This is a genomic window from Desulfosporomusa polytropa, assembly GCF_055380075.1.
Genome location: NZ_AP042400.1, coordinates 3,454,042 through 3,473,189 on the forward strand (window position 1 = coordinate 3,454,042; position 19,148 = coordinate 3,473,189).

Annotated in this window: 13 protein-coding genes and 1 riboswitch; of the genes, 2 read left to right on the forward strand and 11 right to left on the reverse strand. The window is 45.0% G+C overall.

The annotated features are described in order from the left end of the window. Positions 1-595: 595 nt before the first annotated feature. The 8 genes from ACZ449_RS17945 to ACZ449_RS17980 all read right to left on the reverse strand — a co-directional run bounded on the left by ACZ449_RS17945 (position 596) and on the right by ACZ449_RS17980 (position 14,078). Positions 596-1,222, reverse strand: coding sequence for a cyclodeaminase/cyclohydrolase family protein (locus tag ACZ449_RS17945; RefSeq protein WP_464257427.1), 627 nt, complete (start codon positions 1,220-1,222; stop codon positions 596-598). Between the two features lie 13 nt (positions 1,223-1,235). Beyond that, positions 1,236-2,126, reverse strand: a complete 891-nt coding sequence (ftcD, locus tag ACZ449_RS17950; protein ID WP_464257428.1) for a glutamate formimidoyltransferase — start codon at positions 2,124-2,126, stop codon at positions 1,236-1,238. A gap of 22 nt (positions 2,127-2,148) precedes the next feature. Continuing rightward, a complete protein-coding gene (hutI, locus tag ACZ449_RS17955) occupies positions 2,149-3,411 on the reverse strand; it encodes an imidazolonepropionase (RefSeq protein ID WP_464257429.1) in 1,263 nt (420 codons plus the stop codon). Positions 3,412-3,439: 28 nt separating this feature from the next. Further along, positions 3,440-5,473, reverse strand: a complete 2,034-nt coding sequence (locus tag ACZ449_RS17960) for a urocanate hydratase (protein WP_464257430.1) — start codon at positions 5,471-5,473, stop codon at positions 3,440-3,442. Between the two features lie 160 nt (positions 5,474-5,633). Then, positions 5,634-8,723 (reverse strand): AAA family ATPase, encoded by a 3,090-nt coding sequence (locus ACZ449_RS17965; protein WP_464257431.1) that lies wholly within the window; start codon positions 8,721-8,723, stop codon positions 5,634-5,636. A 126-nt stretch (positions 8,724-8,849) separates the two neighbouring features. Beyond that, the gene (locus ACZ449_RS17970) at positions 8,850-10,400 is read right to left on the reverse strand and encodes an HAL/PAL/TAL family ammonia-lyase (RefSeq protein WP_464257432.1); all 1,551 of its coding nucleotides are present in this window, start codon (positions 10,398-10,400) and stop codon (positions 8,850-8,852) included. A 59-nt stretch (positions 10,401-10,459) separates the two neighbouring features. Beyond that, positions 10,460-12,001: a BCCT family transporter gene (locus ACZ449_RS17975; RefSeq protein ID WP_464257433.1), complete on the reverse strand. Its 1,542-nt coding sequence runs from the start codon at positions 11,999-12,001 to the stop codon at positions 10,460-10,462. A gap of 430 nt (positions 12,002-12,431) precedes the next feature. Further along, entirely contained in the window at positions 12,432-14,078 is a 1,647-nt protein-coding gene (locus ACZ449_RS17980; protein WP_464257434.1) for a sigma-54 interaction domain-containing protein, read from the reverse strand. A gap of 457 nt (positions 14,079-14,535) precedes the next feature. Between ACZ449_RS17980 and ACZ449_RS17985 the strand changes: the two genes are divergently transcribed. Together ACZ449_RS17985 and thiT are read left to right on the forward strand one after the other, a co-directional pair. Then, entirely contained in the window at positions 14,536-15,255 is a 720-nt protein-coding gene (locus ACZ449_RS17985) for a thiamine diphosphokinase (protein ID WP_464257435.1), read from the forward strand. 70 nt (positions 15,256-15,325) lie between these two features. Beyond that, positions 15,326-15,430: riboswitch (TPP riboswitch) on the forward strand. A gap of 65 nt (positions 15,431-15,495) precedes the next feature. After that, positions 15,496-16,158 carry an energy-coupled thiamine transporter ThiT gene (thiT, locus tag ACZ449_RS17990; RefSeq protein WP_464257436.1) on the forward strand — a complete coding sequence of 221 codons (663 nt, stop codon included), beginning with the start codon at positions 15,496-15,498 and terminating at the stop codon, positions 16,156-16,158. 9 nt (positions 16,159-16,167) lie between these two features. Here thiT and ACZ449_RS17995 read toward each other — a convergent pair whose 3' ends face one another. The 3 genes from ACZ449_RS17995 to ACZ449_RS18005 all read right to left on the reverse strand — a co-directional run bounded on the left by ACZ449_RS17995 (position 16,168) and on the right by ACZ449_RS18005 (position 19,121). Beyond that, a complete protein-coding gene (locus tag ACZ449_RS17995) occupies positions 16,168-17,394 on the reverse strand; it encodes a response regulator (RefSeq protein ID WP_464257437.1) in 1,227 nt (408 codons plus the stop codon). A gap of 345 nt (positions 17,395-17,739) precedes the next feature. Further along, positions 17,740-18,330 carry an aromatic amino acid lyase gene (locus ACZ449_RS18000; protein ID WP_464261900.1) on the reverse strand — a complete coding sequence of 197 codons (591 nt, stop codon included), beginning with the start codon at positions 18,328-18,330 and terminating at the stop codon, positions 17,740-17,742. Next, entirely contained in the window at positions 18,327-19,121 is a 795-nt protein-coding gene (locus ACZ449_RS18005; RefSeq protein ID WP_464257438.1) for an REP-associated tyrosine transposase, read from the reverse strand. The genes ACZ449_RS18000 and ACZ449_RS18005 overlap by 4 nt, the downstream gene beginning before the upstream one ends. Positions 19,122-19,148: the final 27 nt, after the last annotated feature.

Below are 19,148 nucleotides of genomic sequence, written 5' to 3' on the forward strand. Positions count from 1 at the left end.
GATGTCATCCGTTTTTTGTATATCGGCAAGAACATGTTCCCCATTACTACGGATAGTTGCCAAATCACCAGCTAACTGAGTTGCCGTCTCTGCGACTTCTTCCGAAGTGGCAGATAACTGTTCGGTTGTAGCTGCTATCGACTGCGAGGCTTCGCGGAGAGTATGTTGAATTTCAATGCTAACAGCACTCGAAATAGCCCCTACTAGTTGACCTTCTTCAAAAATCGGCATACAGGATGCTTTGGCATGAAAGCCATATAATTCCTGAGGAAGTAATTTTTGCACACTGCGTTTGGTTTTCAGGCATTCATCTACGGCACCGCCACTGGCCACCTTATCACCAGCCTGGGTATGTAAGGTAAAACCCTCAGCATTAAGAAAATGTACAATTGTTCCTTCTGCATCGGCAATCAATATACTACAGTCAAGCGTATTCAGTTTTTGGTAAAGCTCGGCCGAATGAATTGCGGCCTTTAGTTGATCCATCCCTGTTCCTCCTCATTTGAACTGTAAGCAGTCACCACTGTAAGAATATTGATACGTCAAAGGACTGATACTCATTATTTTGAGTTCAGTCCTTTTTAACGAAAAAATACTACCCAATAACCTTACTGGCAACTGCTAACAGTTCCCGGTGGAGACACTCGTCTTCTGCAACAATGTCTGCCACTTTCACCTGAATATCTTTTTGGATGTGTTGGGCTTTTATACTGCTTAAATTAATTTTCACATTGTATAATGCACCATGCAAACCGGCATGAGCCATCAGTCCGGCAACAGACGCATCACTGGCAGCATTGCTGTTGCCAATGGCTAATACCCTCACCGCCATGGACAGTACCTTCAAGCAGTTGGCGGCAACACCCAGCGGTAACTTGGTGGCAGCTACCATTGCCTGCTGAATAGCTTCACTGCGCGCCATCTTCTCAGTTTCGGTTGCTTTGGGGAGCTTATATGCTGCCATAACCTTGTTAAAGGCTTCGGTATCGGCATCAACGCAACCGGCTAGCTCACTTGCTACTTGATCAGCTTGGGCCAGAATACCTGCTATTTCACTCTGTACTTCCGTATATTTGCTATTACCTACTGTCAGTCGGCAGACCATGGCCGCCAAAGCGCCGCCAAGTGCTCCCGCCAAAGCCGATATGCTGCCGCCACCCGGAGCTGGTGAGTTTGAGCCCAGTTCTTCCAGAAACTCGGTAACTTTCATTTGCATTAACATAGTATCGGCCTCCTTACCCAAGGTTTTCTTCCAGTACCTGTTTACGTTCAAAACCTTCCAGCCGCAGATAGAAATCAGCTGTATCGATGAGTGCCTGAAGCGGCACCATACCGACAATTTCACTGCCAATAATGCTTACGCCATAACGCGCGGCTTCGGATTTAACAGTCTCAAACACCCGGTGCAGCGGTGTACTGGTATAATCGACCATATTGATGGTAACTTGGGCCATATTCCGTTCTTCAATCATAACCCCCATAGCGCGGCAATACTTGTAACCACCTTTGGCTTCGCGGATACTAGTGGCAATTTTTTTAGCTATAGTAACATCACTGGTGCTTAAGTTGATGTTATAGGCGATTAAAAACTGTCTGGCACCAACGACTGTCGCACCGGCTGCCGGCATGTGGGCAGGACCATAGTCAGGCTGACGCTCGGGCGTGGCTATTGCTGTTTTTAAGCCTTCATATTCACCTTTACGGACATCAGGCAGCTTGATTCTTGCCGGGGTTTTAGCAGCTGCTTCATATAGATATACCGGGATATTCAGTTTTTCACCAATCTCCTGGCCCAGTTCATTGGCAAGCTGTACACATTCTTCCATAGTAATGTCACTTACCGGAATGAACGGAATGACGTCAGTGGCACCAACGCGAGGATGCGCTCCCTGATGCTGCTGCATATCGATAAGCTCAGCTGCTTTCGCACAGGCATTAAATGCAGCCTGCTTAGCAGCCTGGGGATCACCAACAAAGGTAACAACCGTACGGTTATGGCTGGCGTCGGAATTAACATTTAGCAGTGTGACGCCTTGCACATTTTTCACTTCATTAACAATAGCCGCAATTACCTCCGGCCGCCGTCCTTCACTAAAATTAGGTACACATTCTACAAGTTTTCCCACAATAGTAACTCCCTTTTTAACACTATTTTTTGCCTGCCTTATTCGAGACAAGCTGACCCTGTTTGATTACTTTGTCCACAATATTCATACCGGCGTGATACACTAAATACAAATGTGACGGATATTCCAAAATAGCAATGTCTGCTTGTTTGCCGATTTCCAGACTGCCTACTCTATCTGCCCGGTTTACCGCTGCCGCCCCGTTAATGGTCAACGCTGTTACAATTTCGGCCGGTTCCAGTTTTAATTGAATAGCAGCAAGCGCCGCTATCATCGGAATAGAATGACTAAAACAACTGCCAGGATTGTAGTCTGTCGCCAAGGCCACCGCTGCCCCGCTGTCAATCATTTTTCTGGCGCGCGCATACGGTTCGCGCAGGCAAAAGGCCGTCATGGGCAGTACCGTAGCGACCGTATGGGCTTTTCCTAGAGCCTCAATACCTGCGTCTGATGCCTGTAGCAGATGATCAGCCGAGCAAGCATTCAGTTCGGCAGCCAGTTCAGCTCCGCCCAAAGCGACAATTTCATCGGCATGCAGTTTTGCCTTCAAACCCATAGTTTGAGCCGCCTTGAGAAGCCGCCGGGATTGCGCCAGCGAAAATACCCCCTGTTCGCAGAATACATCACAGAACTCAGCAACCCCCTGCTCGACTACGGCTGGCAATACTTCTTTTATCATATAATCAACATATTCATCAGTACGGCCTTTATATTCAGGCGGCACCGCATGCGCCCCCATAAAAGTCGGCACAATTTCAACCGGCTGTTCCCGGTTGAGTTCAGCCATTACGGCCAATTGCCGCAATTCTGTTTCCTTATCTAAGCCGTAACCACTTTTACCTTCAACAGTAGTGACACCCATTGCCAGCATATTGTCAAGCCGCCCAAGAGCCAGTGCTTTTAGTTCTTCCAGACTAGCTGACCGGGTTGCCTGAACCGTATTCAAGATGCCGCCGCCGCGCTCTAAAATTTCTAGATAGGGCGTACCTCCCAGTCGCCAGAAAAATTCCTCAGCCCGGTAGCCGCCAAATACCATGTGGGTGTGAGAATCAACAAACCCCGGCATAACGCATTGTCCGCTGGCGTCAATGACCTCCCACTGCGCCTCATCCTGTACCGGCAACTCTGCAGTAGGCCCTACCCAGCTAATTTTACCATTTTCAGCAAGTAATGCGCCATCCGGAATAATACCGATATCAGCCATCGCCGCCCCCATTTTGGGGGCAGCTCCGGCGCAGGTGACCAATTCAGCCGCATGTTTAATAAGCAATTTTTCTCCTGCCATCGTTTTGCTCCTTCCTTATGTTGCTATCCTACTTATCGGCAAATACCTTATCAACAATACTGTCAATCAGGGTTTCTGACGGAATATAAGGCAGGGTTGCGTGCCCTTTCCCGGCGTACTGCTGGTTAAATTCCACAATGGTTTCAATGGAATGTTCGTTCCTGGCCCAAGCCCGACGAGCTACACCGCCAATAACATCCCACAACATAGCCTGGCGCAAAATTCCATCAACCCGTTCACTGCCGTCAAGCACCATGCCAAAGCCGCCATTGATGGATTTACCAATGCCAACGCCGCCGCCGTTGTGCAAAGCAATCAGACTCATACCTCTTGCCGCATTGCCGGCAAAACACTGTACCGCCATATCGGCCATAACGTTACTGCCATCCTTAATATTAGCCGTCTCTCTAAACGGTGAATCGGTACCGCTAACATCGTGATGGTCACGTCCCAGCATAACTGTCCCTATTTCCTTATTGCGAACCATCTCATTAAACTTCAGCGCAATCTTGAGACGACCTTCCGCATCCTGATACAAAATCCGCGCTTGCGTCCCTACAACCAGTTTGTTTTTCTCGGCATCACGAATCCAGATATAGTTATCACGGTCTTGTCCGCGCCGGTTGGGATCAATGCAGTCCATAGCCGCCTTATCTGTCTTGTGCAAATCTTCTGGTTTGCCGCTCAGGCAGACCCAACGGAACGGGCCATAACCATAATCAAACAACTCAGGTCCCATGATATCCTCAACATAAGACGGGAAAATAAAGCCATCACGCTCGTCGTATCCGTTTCGGGATACTTCTTTAACACCCGCGTCATACACGGCTTTCAAGAAAGCATTACCATAATCAAAGAAGTATGTTCCCCGCTCTGTCAGTATTTTAATCAATTCAAAATGACGTCGTAAGCTCTTATTCACTAATTCATGGAACTGCTGCCGGTCTGTTGCCAGGAGTTTTGTCCGTTCCTCAAAGCTCAGGCCCTGCGGGCAATAACCGCCATCATAGGCGACATGGCAGGAGGTCTGGTCAGAAAGCAGCGGAATGTGTTTATTGTTTTTAACTGCATATTCCAGCAAATCCACCACATTGCCATGATAAGCGATAGAAACTGATTCTTTTTTCAGGCAGGACTCCTCCGCCCAGGCAAATACTTCTTCCAAATTCGCTGAAACCTTGCCGACCCAGCCTTGGTCATAACGGGTTTTAATCCGGGAATAATCCACTTCAGCCACAATCCCCACACCGCCAGCAATCTCAATAGCCTTAGGCTGAGCGCCGCTCATGCCGCCTAAGCCGGAAGAAACAAACAAATGGCCACGCAAATCGCCGTCAGCCGGTACGCCCAATCGCTGACGACCTGCATTCAACAGAGTATTAAAGGTACCATGAACAATTCCCTGCGGCCCAATATACATCCAGCCGCCAGCCGTCATTTGACCATAATTAGCCACACCCATTTGCTCGGCAATTTCCCAGTCTTCCTGGTTGTCAAACATGCCAATCATCAGCGCATTGGTGATAATGACCCGCGGTGCTTCCGGCCGGGACGGGAATAACCCCAGCGGATGGCCTGATTCCACAACAAGAGTTTGGTGGTCATTCATAACCTCAAGATATTTTTTGATTAACTGGTACTGCAGCCAGTTTTGACAGACACTGCCTGTTTCGCCATAGGTAACCAGTTCATATGGATAGAGGGCAACTGCCGGGTCCAAATTGTTGTCAATCATGACCTGAAATGCTTTGCCTTCTACACAGTTTCCTTTATAATCATCAATGGACTTGCCATGGATTTTCCCTTTAGGCATATACCGGTAGGCGTAAACCCGCCCGCGGGTGCGCAGCTCTTCCATAAACTCCGGTGCCAATACTTCATGAAGTTCTGCAGGTACATAACGCAACGCATTTTTCAACGCCACCTTGGTCTGAGCCTGAGTCAAACGAAAGCCCCTATTGGGTGCACGACGAATTCCCTCTTGAAATACTGTCATTTCCGGTAACACATTGTCCAGTTTAATTGTCATAGCATTCGCAATTCCCTTGTTATTTAAAGACATTATTACCCCTCCAAATATACCTTTTGCAACTACTATAGCATGCTTGCGTCTACGAAACGTCAAAACCATCGATAGGCACGATTTGCAGACTTCTTTACTGCCAAATTAGTAAAAAAGCCAAAACCTTCTCCTGCGGCTTTGGTCTTTTTACATATTTTTATCACATATTTGCTGCTGCATATATACTATCCAGCCTGCTTTGTTCCACTATATTTCCCGTTTTACCAAAAATTTTCTGTCCCTGCCGGTAATATTCCTCACTGGATAAGGCTATATAGTCTGCAAAAGCTTCTTGTACCTGGGTATCCCGCTGCATCTGGATACTAATCTCTAGTTTTGTTCTTACTATAATCCCGGCCTGATACGCATCCTGATATTTCGGCGAAAAATCAGCCGCCTTTTCCAAATAGCTGCGTCCTTTTTGCAGGCAGTTGTCTCTAATAGCTAATAAGGCCAGAATACAATGTAACGTACAATAGCTTCTGCGGCACCAATAACCCTGGTACTCGCCAAACTGTCCTTCAATAGCCAGCGCCTTTTCCAAATAAGCAGCTGCCTTGCCATATTCCTGCAAATCATAAGCCGTATACCCAGCATTCACCAGAAAAATAGCAACCCCGGCACTGCCAATGCCCCGTCCGGCCACCCTTATTGCCTGTTCATAGTAATAGAACGCTTCAGGCAAATTATCTGCCATACGCCGTAAATCACCAATATAGTTATAACCTGCGGCAATATGCAGGCTAAACTCATCTGGTCTTTCACTTAGACGCTTATACTGAGAAATTGATTGGCGGTAATACTGTTCTGCCAAATCTTTTTCCTGGCGCAAGGCATAGGCAATACCCATAAACCGCTGCATCACAGCCTTTTTTTCTTCCTTATTGGCTTCTTGTGCCGTATTAAGCAGCTTATTGGCAAAAAGCTCGATAAGTCTGGGTCTGCGAATCTGAATGGCACAATACACAACTTGCTGACAACCTTTAATAAAATAATCTGCAAATCCTTTCTTAGCTGAAAGGCGCAGCAGCTGGTGAATGGCCTTTAGGCCAGTTAGGTGATCCCCTCGCCAAATATGATAACGACCCAGCATTTCCAGGTAAGCCGCCCGAAATTGGTTCAAGCGCTCCCAGGGCACTTGTTCGTCTGCCAAGGAAGCCAGCAACGTTTTAATTTTATCCAGATAGCCCATGATCTGCAGTTTGTTTTCAAAAACAAAACCATTATATGCCCCACTAAAATCAGGAAACAATTCATATTGCGGACAACAGTATTTTTCAGCAAGCTTAATGGTATATTCAAGCACCTTGCTCTTTTCGTTAATCTGCGAATAGTGATAGAGAATCTCAGAATATACATCCCGCCCGAAAGAATCCTTATCCATCAATTCTTCCAAATAGCTGCCTGCCCGCTTATGGATCATTCTTTTCCTTGAGGATGACAATTGCTCATATACATAGCTTCTAATTCGAATATGGCTGTATTTATATACCGGCGCTCTTAGGCCCAGTCTTGCATCATTCATTTCCTGGATTAAGCGTTTGTGCTGCAATTCCTCGATGGCTTCCACGATTTCAAACTCATTCATCCCACATACAACTAACAGCTCATTATAGCCAATATTGTTGAAAAAGGCGGAAATGACATCAAGCACCTTTCTGGCGTTCTCTGAAAGCCCAGTAAGGCGTTCCTGTAAAACACTGCGCAAACGCGGGGACAGACAGTTCACATTTTGCCCCATTTTAATGAGCTTACAGCTCTCCACCAAGAACAAAGCATTACCCTCAGTATACTCATATAGTTTTCGCTGAAGGCCTGCCGTTATTTTATCTGCCGGCAACATTAGCTCAGAAAATCGCAGTACTTCCTCCCTGCTGAAATTTTCAACAGTAAGGTACTCTACCAAATCATTCTGGCCAAAATAACCGGTTAACAACTCCATTTGTTCCTGATATTCGCTCCGGCAGGTTGCGATGCACAAAATATCCCGCCTGGCTGTCCGCAGCAGTTGGCGCAGCACTAACCGCCCCTGATCATCCAGCCATTGAATATCATCCACAAGCAGTAGAATTTTCCTCTGGGTAGCAACCTTTTCCAAGATACCACACATAACTTCTTCAATCATGCCAGAATGAATAGTATAACCACTCACTACCTGATTCCGGTCAACCAGCGCAGGATTACTGAGAACGGCCGGAAAAACATACGAAATCACTTGGTACCAGATAGCAGGCAATATTTCACCGCGCTGGGTTAGCAGCTCCATGACCTGACAAAAAATGAGATTCCAGGCTTTATAGGGGTAATCCTGCTCAGCTTGATAGCACTGGGTTCTTAACACAGTTACATTATCGGCAGTCATCATCTCCTGCATTCGCTGTATGATCATAGTCTTCCCGACACCCTGCTCGCCATTCAAAATAGCGCACACACAGGAAGATCGTTCTGCGCAGAAATCAGACACCCTATTTCTCAGCCATGTCAGTTCCCGTTCACGGCCAAAAAAGCTCTCTGCCGACAGATCTGCAGGCACCGAAAGCTGGCTGACCAGCTTCCCTCTTACACGTTCATAGGCTTCCTGTGTCTTACCTTGCGGACTAATTCCCAATTCACTGCTAAGCTTGCCTGCTAGACAGTCATACAGCTCCATTGCCTTGGCAAAAGCACCAGATCGCTCATACAGCCTCATCAAGGTGCGACAAGCACTCTCATTGAATTCATCCCAAAGAAGCAGTTGCTTAAGATAGCGTTCTGCCGCACTATACTCCTTATTGTTTAAACGGCTGACAATAACCTTGGTAAGCCGGGCAATCATATCCTCTTTGAAGCTGTCACGCTGCCTGTTTACCCAAGCTTCAAAAGGCTCAGCATCCTTGCAAGCAAAGCCTGCCAGGAAATCTCCCCTGTATAACACCAGCGATTCTTCCTGTGAGACCTCGTTAAATTCCTGAATATCGGTGGTAATAGTAACAACATCGCTATTTAGCAGTACCTTCGCCCGTGAGGGTGTTACTACCAATTCCTCTGCTGTCAGCTTTCTTAGCAAATAGAGTGTGTTGCGCAAATTTTTTCTGGCTGCCGCATCATCCTTATCCTGCCACAGCAGGGCTGCCAGCTCTTCGCGCGAAGAATGCTTCTTCACCAACAAATAATATAATAAAGCTTCTGCCTTAGAAAAAGGAAAAAACAGACGTTTTCCATTCCAGTAAACCTCAGGACTCCCTAGCAAAACCGCATATAATTCGTTCATCTCAACAATCCTCTTACCCCTTATACTTAGCCGCAGTACATTTATCACAAATTTTTCGACAAACGCGGTGATAAATCCTGTTAAACACAAGCAGCGGTAATGGAAAAGCAATCTTATCTAGCTAAATTACAGCAGTCTGCCGATCTTTTCTTCAACCAACGCCACTATCTTTTGCGTATGAATCAGGTGTCTTAGGTTATTAATATGGGGATATAAGTAGATATCTTCGTTCATGACAGGTACAGTACAGGCAATTTCCTGCAAAACAGTCTGGACAGCCGTCGCAGGCGCTTTGTCATCTTCGATAAATTGGTGCGCCTGATAGACAGACAGCAACTCAATGGCCAGAATAAACTCTAGCTTCTGGGCAACCTGTCTGGCTTTCTTGACTGCATTATAGCCCATCGCTACATAGTCTTCTTGATTGCCGCAGGTAGGTATCCCATCAACAGTTGCCGGATGTGATAATATCTTCATGTCATTCAGTAAGCCTGCCTGTGTATATTGCGGTATCATTAACCCCGAATTAAGTCCGGGGTTCTTAATAAGAAAACTGGGATATCCTGATAGCTGTCCATCGACCAACCGATTATTCCGACGCTCCGAAATTTTGGCGAGCGCAGTGGCCGCAATACAGGCAGAATCCATCTCTATCCCTACATATGAGGAATCGGCGTTACAGCCGGAAATAGCCTCACCATCGTCATCTTCCGGCCACAAAATCGGGTTATCACAGCAAGAATTCATTTCTATCTCAATGGTTTTTAATGCATCCTTCAGTGTTTTCTTGGCAGCGCCGTGGAGTTGGGGTATACAGCGAAGCGACAGGGCATCTTGCAAACGGTAATCGCGAAAGTGCGCCGCAATCTCTGAATCATTTAATATGTTTCTTACATTAGCAGCTGTACTGCGTTGCTCTTCATGAGGCCTGACGCTCATCAAACGCTCATCAAAGGCGCGCGTAGTCCCCTTCAGCACCTCTAGTGTCATAGCGCCAATAATGTCAGCACATTTTGCTGCATTTAACATGTCGTAGAGCGCAAGCGCCCCTAGCGCGGTCACACTGGTGGTTCCGGAAACCAGGATTAACCCTTCCTTGGCTGCCAGCTCTGTTGGCAAAAGCCCCACTTGCTGCAACGCTTCTCTGGCAGGCAGCAGCACACCATTTACATAGGCTTGTCCCTCGCCAATCAACACTAACGCCATGTGTGCTTCCGGACTAAGATAGCCTACCGAACCCTCCCTGGGAGCAAACGGCGTAAGGCCGCGATTAAGAAACTGCCGGTACAATTCTACCGTTTCCAGTCGGGCACCGCAAAAGCCCTGCCCCACATTTTGCAGTACCATAAATAGCGTTGCCCGCACTTCTTCGATTGATAAAGGCTCCCCTACTGAAGTAGCATGTGATAACACAATATTGCGCTGCAGCTGTGCCGTTTCCTCTGGTGAGATTACTTGCGTACACAGTGAGCCAAAGCCGGTGGTAATGCCATACATCACCCGGCCCTCACCAACCCATTTCTCCACAAGTTTCCGAGATTTTCCCACCCGCTCGCAGTATTCCTCAGAAAACTCTACTTGAGCACCCTGACGAGCCACGGCCACTAGGTGCTCCATTGTCACTTCTCCACCCAACACCACAGGTGGCTTATTGTCAACATTCTTTTTTTCTTCCATAACAGCTGCCTCCTAATGAAGGGAAAAGCCATTTGCCTTTTCCCTTCATAATGCTAATTCTATTCCTCAATTTTATCAATAAAAAATACTTTGATAGCAGAAAACACTTGCAAAACAAAAATAAACAACACCATAAATCCGCCTGCGGCCGCCAGAAACTTAACCCCGTCAACACCTTGAGCACCACCGGCATAGGCTACCATAAAAAAGGAAATTGCGCCAATGGAGATGCCCCACAGACATTTCTGCCATAGTGGCGGTTCTTCATCATGTTTGGAATTCTTCATACATATCGACGCGATGGTAGTTGTCATTGCATCGGCGGCAGTGGCAAAGGAGATAACAAGAGTAATCATAACTATTGGTATAATCACAGAGCTTAATGGTAAATTGGCCAGAAACGTCCATAGTCCGGCTACGGCACCACTGGTTTTGATGGTGGCGATCAAATCCACTGCTCCTGTCATCTGCCAGGCAACTGCTGTCGAACCCCAGACACCAAACCAAACAAGGCCAAAGACAGAGGGAAGCACCCAATTGATAATCATGAATTCACGAATGGTCCGGCCATAGGAAATCATGGCAAGGAAGATACCCATAAGCGGTGCGTACGCAATCCAGATGGCCCAGTCATATAATGTCCACCACATAACTAAGGCTTCACCGCCAATATCAGCAGGGTCGAGACCCCATTGCCAAAAATTCTGCAGCCAATAGGCCATGCCAGCTACTGAGTTTCGGCAAATATACAACGTAGGTCCAACGATAAACAAGAATATCAATATAACATAAAATATCTTGGAATTGAAATCGGCCAGCCACTTAATACCTTTATCCACACCTAATACTGAGGCAATCGTAAAGGTCGCCGTCGTCAACGCCGCCAGCGCCAGCCAAACCATCGGGCCCTGTTTGATTCCATAAGAAAGCTCAAAACCGGAGGCTACCAGCGCGATCCCGGCACCAAGAGAAGACGCCAGCCCCAGAGCTATCGCCAGCAAGGACAGGGTATCAATCACGTTTGGCCAAATTCCTTTAGTCACTTTTTCACCAAACAAAGGCTCCAATGTGGCTGTTACTGACAACGGTTTTTTCTTATTAAAGTACATATAGGCAACAAGTAACCCACAGAGAGAATACATCGCATACGGTATAAAAGTCCAGTTATAAAAACACCGGGCAATCGCATAAATCGCAGCCGACGGCGACCCTGGCGCCACCCCGGTTTGCGCCATTTCTCCGTAGATATTGCCAAAATAGATGATCGGCTCATTGGCACCGTAGGTAATTACACCGGTGGCAATCCCACCTGTCAGCGCCATGGCAAACCAAGTCATAAAAGAATACTTCGGTTTAGCATCCGCCCCGCCTAGGCGAATACCGCCAAATTTGGAAAACGTAACAACAATTACAACAATTAATGCCACAATGGCAATAACCTGGTACAACCAACCGAACGTCCGCAGTGACCAGAGAAACGAATTCGTAGCCACCTCTGTCAGCATTTTATTATTTACAATGCCTAATAATGCGGCTCCTCCCACGACCAGAAACGATGGCCAAAAAACACCTTTACGTATCTTGTTTGTTTCTACCGACATGTAATGTTCCCCCTTTACATTTTTTACGCAAACCCTATAAAGCAGTACAGTTCTGGTTAGGTTTCACCTCCACTTTGCATTTTCAAGGAATATTCCATTATATTTCTAAAGCAAAATTCGTGCCAAGCATAAGTCGGTGTCTTTGTTTAGTAGATATTTTGTTGAAATATACTGAATAAAGATACTTTTTCTGCTATTTTCATAGTTTGTCAAAACAATTTTACGATTTTGCTAAGTTATACGTTCATTTTCCATAAGCTCATCATGAATTTTTCGTTAATAACACAAATAAATTACTATTGCTTTGTTTTGCTCAATAAAATAATGCCAATTTTTTTTGCACTGTTTTTTAGGTTTTTCAAAAAAGCTTACAATTGCAAATAAAATATGATGCCAAATAACTTGGCATCATAGTAAGAAAAATTTTGCGTCAAGAACCACAAAGCTGTAATTTCTTCATCCGGTACTGCAGGCTCTGTCTGCTCATTCCCAGTTGTTGAGCACTATGAGTAATGTTTCCGTTGTTTGCTGCCAGCGTCTGGCGAACTAACTCGTATTCAAACCGTTCCATATGTTCATCAAAAGTCCCTGTGCCTTCTGACCCATATACTTTCGTATCCGGTCCTCGCTGGGTTATGCAGTCTTCTCTTTCCAGCGGCCGTAAATAGCCGGGAAGACAATCCAGCGTTAGTATACTTGCATCATCGGCTGCGCGGTTAAAAGCATATTCAATTACATGATGAAGCTCTCTTACGTTTCCCGGCCAATCATATTGTTGAAACACAACAATCACTTCTTCCGCAATCGTTAGCGGTTCCCTACTATACTGTTTGCACAATTCATGCAAAAATTTTCGTGCCAGCAGAAGGCTATCCTGATTACGCTCCCTCAACGCCGGCAGATCAATTTTGATGGTCGATATCCGATAATAGAAATCCATACGGATTTTTTGCTGTTGCATAAGCGCGTTAAGATCTTCATTGGCTGCCGAAATGATTCGCACATCACATTGTATATATTTGCTGCCACCAATCCGCTGAAACCGTTTTTCCTGCAATACCCGCAAAAGCTTAACCTGTATCTCCGGACTAATGGAATTAACCTCGTCAAGAAAAATAGTCCCGCCATCGGCTGTTTCAAAAAGGCCCGGCTTGCTAACACTGCCTGTAAAAGCCCCCTTTTCTGTGCCAAAAAATATGCTTTCAAACAAATTTCCGGGTACAGCACTACAATTAATATCAATAAAGGGCTTATATCTTCTGGAGCTAAATGAGTGTATGCCTTGCGCCACAAGCTCTTTTCCCGTTCCAGTGGCTCCGACAATCAGGATTGCTGAATCAGTAAGCGAGACTTTTTTGGCAAAATGAATCACATCTTTCATATTGTCAGCTTGGTGCACAATATCATCAAAGGTGTACATCGCGGCTTGGCCGTCAGGTACTGTACTGCCAATATACGCTTCCAGATTGAACGTGCGTTTTTCCAGCCGTTTTAATACCGACAAATCGCTTTCAAAAACAACGGCACCATACAAATTGTTGTCAACAAACAATGGATAACCGAAATTAATGGTTGTCAATGTTGTGCCATTCTTGGTCTTGAAGCGGTCACACCGGTTAGCAACCGGCTTTTTTGTCCTTAAAATTGTCAGAACTGTACTGTATTCTTCGTTGACATCGTAAATATCGAGCAGATGCTTTCCCTGATAGGCCCGGCTGTCATACCCTTCCAAGGTCTCACTGGCAGGATTGGCAAATAAAAAATACCCGTTACGATCATATATCTGAACCCCTTCGGACATATGTTCAAAAATTTGTTTATAAAAATCAAGCAGTATTCCGTCACTGCTTACATATAACACTTTCCCCGCCGCTTCGGCGATACACCGATATCGGTAAAATTTATTATTAAGTTCTACCATTCCGTGCTCTGTTAGAGCACCACCCAATACATGGTCAATTTTTTGATTTATCAATCCGGCATAGGTAGCATCTTCAAACAGCGCAGAGTTTTCGTTAACCCGCTGCACCGTCTTAATGCGAAGTTCATCATCAAGTTTAATAATCAGATCAAACATTCCATTAAGCCTCCATTTTTCGCTTGCTACCGAAATCGGCCTTAGCTGCATCCATGCCTTCCAGCAGACGTTCCTTTTCATGCAAGCAGAGAGCTCTCTGTCGACAGCAAAGTGGCCCTCCGAACATCTCCCATTCCATGCATAGGAGTGATTTAACAATACTAAGAAAAGTACCCACAACCTATGCGCAGCTAAGTTATGGGTACTTTCTCTATTCAAAACACAAATTCCTTTAAACGCCTTGGTATTACAACCGTCAGCCGTTCTTTTTCTTTGCTATATCATCCCCAAACCCAGAACCTCGTGCTCATACCCTTTGATGGGCGCACCCATATTGAAGGAGACTAACGATGTAATATTTTGTCAACTGCAAATGACATTCGGGTAAAGAAGGATAATAAGACAACAAGGGTGAAGTAAATAATCTGAAGTATTGAAATTTGGACAGGTGTAAAAGATGGCACATAGTTTACAGCTACCGCAAGTTAAACTTTCGTTTAGAAAACCTCTGCCAGAAGCAACGCTGTTGATGACTGCAGGCGGGAGACCGCCGGAAAATAAATGGTTTCTGAAGATAGCAAAAAGTTTTCCCGTATGGTGTATTGACAGTGGCATCCATATTTGCCGGCAAACCAGTATAACACCAGAACGAATTATCGGTGATGGTGACAGCGCCAACCCGGAAGCGTGGGCTTGGGGGAAGAGTCTGGGCGTTCCGGTTGAGGTTTATCCTGAGGATAAGGATTATACCGATCTTCAGCTTGCTTTGCTTAGAGCGAAAGAAATGTACGGTACGGCTACCGCGATTGTCTCCGGTGTATGGGGAGGACGGTTTGACCATGCTTTTAGTAACATCCAATCGTTAGCCGGTTGGGAAGCACTTGGCGTCAAAGGTATTGCCGCCGATGAGTCTGAAGTCTTGTTTTTTTTATCAGGCCAAGATACAGTAAGGATACAAGCTGAAGTAATGCCTGACATCATATCCCTGATTTCCTTATCAAACTGCTGTTTAGGTGTTACGATTGACGGTGTGCGCTGGCCTTTACAAAAAGCCGAACTCCAACGCAACCTGCCCTACGCAATTAGTAATCAGCCGTTAGCCGATTGCCAGGAAGTATCTGTGTCAGTGGATGAAGGCTTATTGGGAGTTTATTTACAATGGAAGCGTGAAAAATAAGAACAAAAGTTACAAAACTTATATATTACTTGTGGTGTAAAAAAAATAGTGCTATAGTGGAATAAAATTCCATATATGCTAGGGGTGCCTTCGGGCTGAGAGATGAAATCAGTATTTCATTAACCCTTAACCTGATCTGGATAATACCAGCGTAGGGAAGCGACTTGAAGTAATAGGGAAAAGCCGCAGTCCTACAAAAGGACTGCGGCTTAAATTATTTTCCAAATGGAGGGTAAAGGTATGAAAGGTAACTTGGTAGAAAACCTCTCAACGATTGTAGCAAGCCCGACTACACTATTGACTCTGGGAGGAATCATTTTGTTAGTCATAGCGCTGCTGCGGATGAAGAAGGTTACATTTACCGCCAGAATGATGGCCCATATCGGACTTGCGCTTGCTCTGGCCACCATCCTGCACGCATTTAAGCTATACCATATGCCTCAAGGGGGCAGCATAACTCTTGGCAGTATGATTCCTCTACTTCTTATGGCGTTTTTTTACGGCCCTGCGGTCGGGTATCTCACCGGGTTTTTATATGGTTTGATTAATTTGATCCAAGATCCCTATATCTTGCACCCGGTACAGGTGTTATTTGATTATCCGTTACCCTTTATGGCTTTAGGCTTAGCGGGATATTTCAAAAAGCGGTATCTGGTGGGAACCGTCGTCGGTATTATTGGCCGGTTTATATTCCATTATATTTCCGGTATCGTATTTTTTGCCAGCTATGCGCCGCCGGAGGTATCGCCATATCTATATTCATTCCTATTTAACGCAAGCTATCTAAGTATGGAATGCATTGTTTGCGTAGTCATCATGCGAATGCTGCCTATTGAACGAATTGAAATGACCATTAGGCGACAGGCACTAATCAGCGATAATTTTAAAGATAATAAAATTTAACTGTATATCTCAATTTTCTGAATACCTAAGTACATCAGCCAGCAGGTTACTCGTATTTTCAAGCTCAATGCTGGTAATTGAGTTTGAGAATTCTTTACTATTCGAAATAGCCCGTACTAAACCGAAATTGTTTTCTATAGTTTGGATCAACTCATTGAATTGCTCAAATAATGGTGGATCAAGCCTTGACATTGTACCAAAATCAAGCAACAGCCTTGGTTTATCGTCTAAGTACTCTTCCAACTCGACCAGCAGGGCCTGAAAACTGGTTAACGTAAGGCTCGCGCTGATAAATACACGAATAAGTTTATCGTCCTGCCTGTTGATGGCATAGGGAGCCGCATACTTGGTTTCAACATCTACCAAAGCCCGCGTATTCTTACTTGCGTTAAGTTTATGAACATTGTATAAATGTTTTTGCAAATCAAACTTCTGCTGGAGTACCTCTTCTATAGCTGTAGCGACTTTGTCCTGGCGAATAGGTTTTACAATAAAATGTCTGGCCCCTCGTTTCAAAGCATCAATAATGACTTCCCGGGACCCCATGGCGCTAACCACGAGAATGCGCGCCTCAGGATAAATAGCTATAATTTTCGAGATAGCCTCGGCACCCCCTAAGCCTTGCATAGTTAGGTCCATTGTCACTAAATCCGGCTTTAATCGGGCATACTCGACAAAGGCTTGCGCACCGTTAGTAACTTCACCCACCACCACATGGCCTAAGGCTGTCACAACGTCCCGCAGCATTTGTCTTATGAATGCCGAATCGTCGGCAATAAGAATGCGCGCCGAACGCCGTTTGAGGCTTTTTTCCTGGGCATCCCAGCTACTCTTAACGCGGCTAATCAACTCATGATGTTTTTCTTTATCAAATGGCTGTTGCAATACGTTAGTCAGGACCACAGACACTGCGTCTACCGATACGGGCTTGACAATAAAGTGTCTGGCACCTTGCGCCAAAGCGTTCAAAATAACACGTTTCTCTTGATGTGCGCTTACCACAATAATAAGAGCTTCAGGATCTGCACTTATAATTTGGGCGGTAGTCTCGGCACCATCACAGCCACCCATAGTCAAATCCATTGTAACAAGATCAGGTTTTAACTTCATATACTCTTCCAACGCTTGTTCGCCATTTTTGGCTTCCCCTATAACGCTATGCCCAAGTGCTGTCATAATATCACCCAATACTTTTCTTTCCATCATAGAGTCATCTACAATAAGAATATTGGCCATGTTATCACACCTTCAATTTGATTCAATACTTTGTATATTCAAGTGTATTTTAACGAATTTTGCTATTTCATTATTTAATCGGAATTTTTACGCATATTCTTAACTACCATACTTTCAAACAAATGAAGTGATGGTAATGAATGGCAATCTTACTCACGATGGATATTAAAGACCGTCCCGGTCGCACTGCTCGATAAATCCATAGCTCTTGCCGGCCACCCACGCAACCTGCAGGGGGCAAGATACCGGCGAAACGTGAAAAGCAAGTACCCATAACCTAAGCACAGCTAAGTTATGGGTACTTGCTCTATTCAAAACACAAATTTCTTAAAAAACGCCTTGGTATTACATTATTTTTAACGTGCCAATCGCTTCTTCAACTTTTACTACCAGTGTCCGGTCAGCGATTAAATCATAAATGCTCTGGATATCCGGGGCAGGCATTCTGTCCTCATCCAAATGAGGCACTACTTCACGAATGGCCTTATGGGCTGCGCCGGTACCCTTGCCGGGTTTCAACGGTGACAAGAAATCAATGCCCTGTGCAGCCGCCAAACACTCAATCGCCAGGATATAACGGACATTATTTAAAATTTCCCACGCCTGCCGGGCGGCAATGGTTCCCATACTTACATGATCTTCCTGGTTAGCCGAGGTAGGAATGGAATCCGCACTGGCTGGGTGAACAAGCACCTTGTTTTCTGATACTAAGGAAGCAGCTGTATACTGGGTAATCATCAAACCGGAATCTTCGCCAGGATAGGCTGTCAGGAAAGGCGGCAAATCACTTAAATGAGCATCAAGCAAACGATTGGTGCGTCGCTCAGAGATATTGCCAATTTCCGCCAGAGCCAATTTAAGATAATCCATGACCAAGGCGATAGGCTGTCCGCGTTGCGACAGGGGACGGTTCCTGATTGTAGCATAGCATATTATGCCCTAAATATTATATCCTTACTTAATTCCATAATTCTTGACAATTCCCGTACTGAACCGCGAGTACCTTCTTTTATCTCTCTAAGCAAGCTATCACGTTGGTTCTTATCACTGCATTTTTTAAATTCTTCTATGCTAAATCCATGCCGCTGCAATACGCAAGTGATTTCATGCTGTAAATTAGACGATACACCTACATTTTTTTTCATATCACTGTCGCCGCATTCTATAAATTTATCGTCTGCCATTTCTTTGGTAAACTCTTTGAATCGAATGATTGCTTTTTCCATTTTGTCGGATAGCATAGCTAGCAAAAATGTTACATCAGTTAGTTTTTTTACACTAGTACTATTATCGATGTATTCTTGGTAACTACTCCACTTGTATTCTTCGGCAGTTTTTACGATTCCGGCCTCTACTGGGTTATTGTGAATATATCGTGCCGCTGTTAAGGCATATGTTTCTTCCTCCACCGTCTCACTGCGGTATCTATCCTGAAATAAGTGCCCAATCCTTTGATATTTCTTATTAAAATAGTAAGAATAGATGACACCTATTCTTTTCATAGTTCTCTGCAGACAGTCTGCTTTTTCTTGTATCAGCAGGTGCACATGGTTATCCATTAAACAATACGCATATAACTCATAAGTACAGTTCTCTTTCACTTTCTGTAGTGTATTTAAAAAATAGTTCTTATCTTCTTCATCAATAAAGATATTCTTACGCTCATTTCCCCTTAGCATAACATGATATATTCCGCTTATACTTTGCTTCCTTGCACATCTCGCCACTTTTTATTGCCTCTCCTTATTCATTAT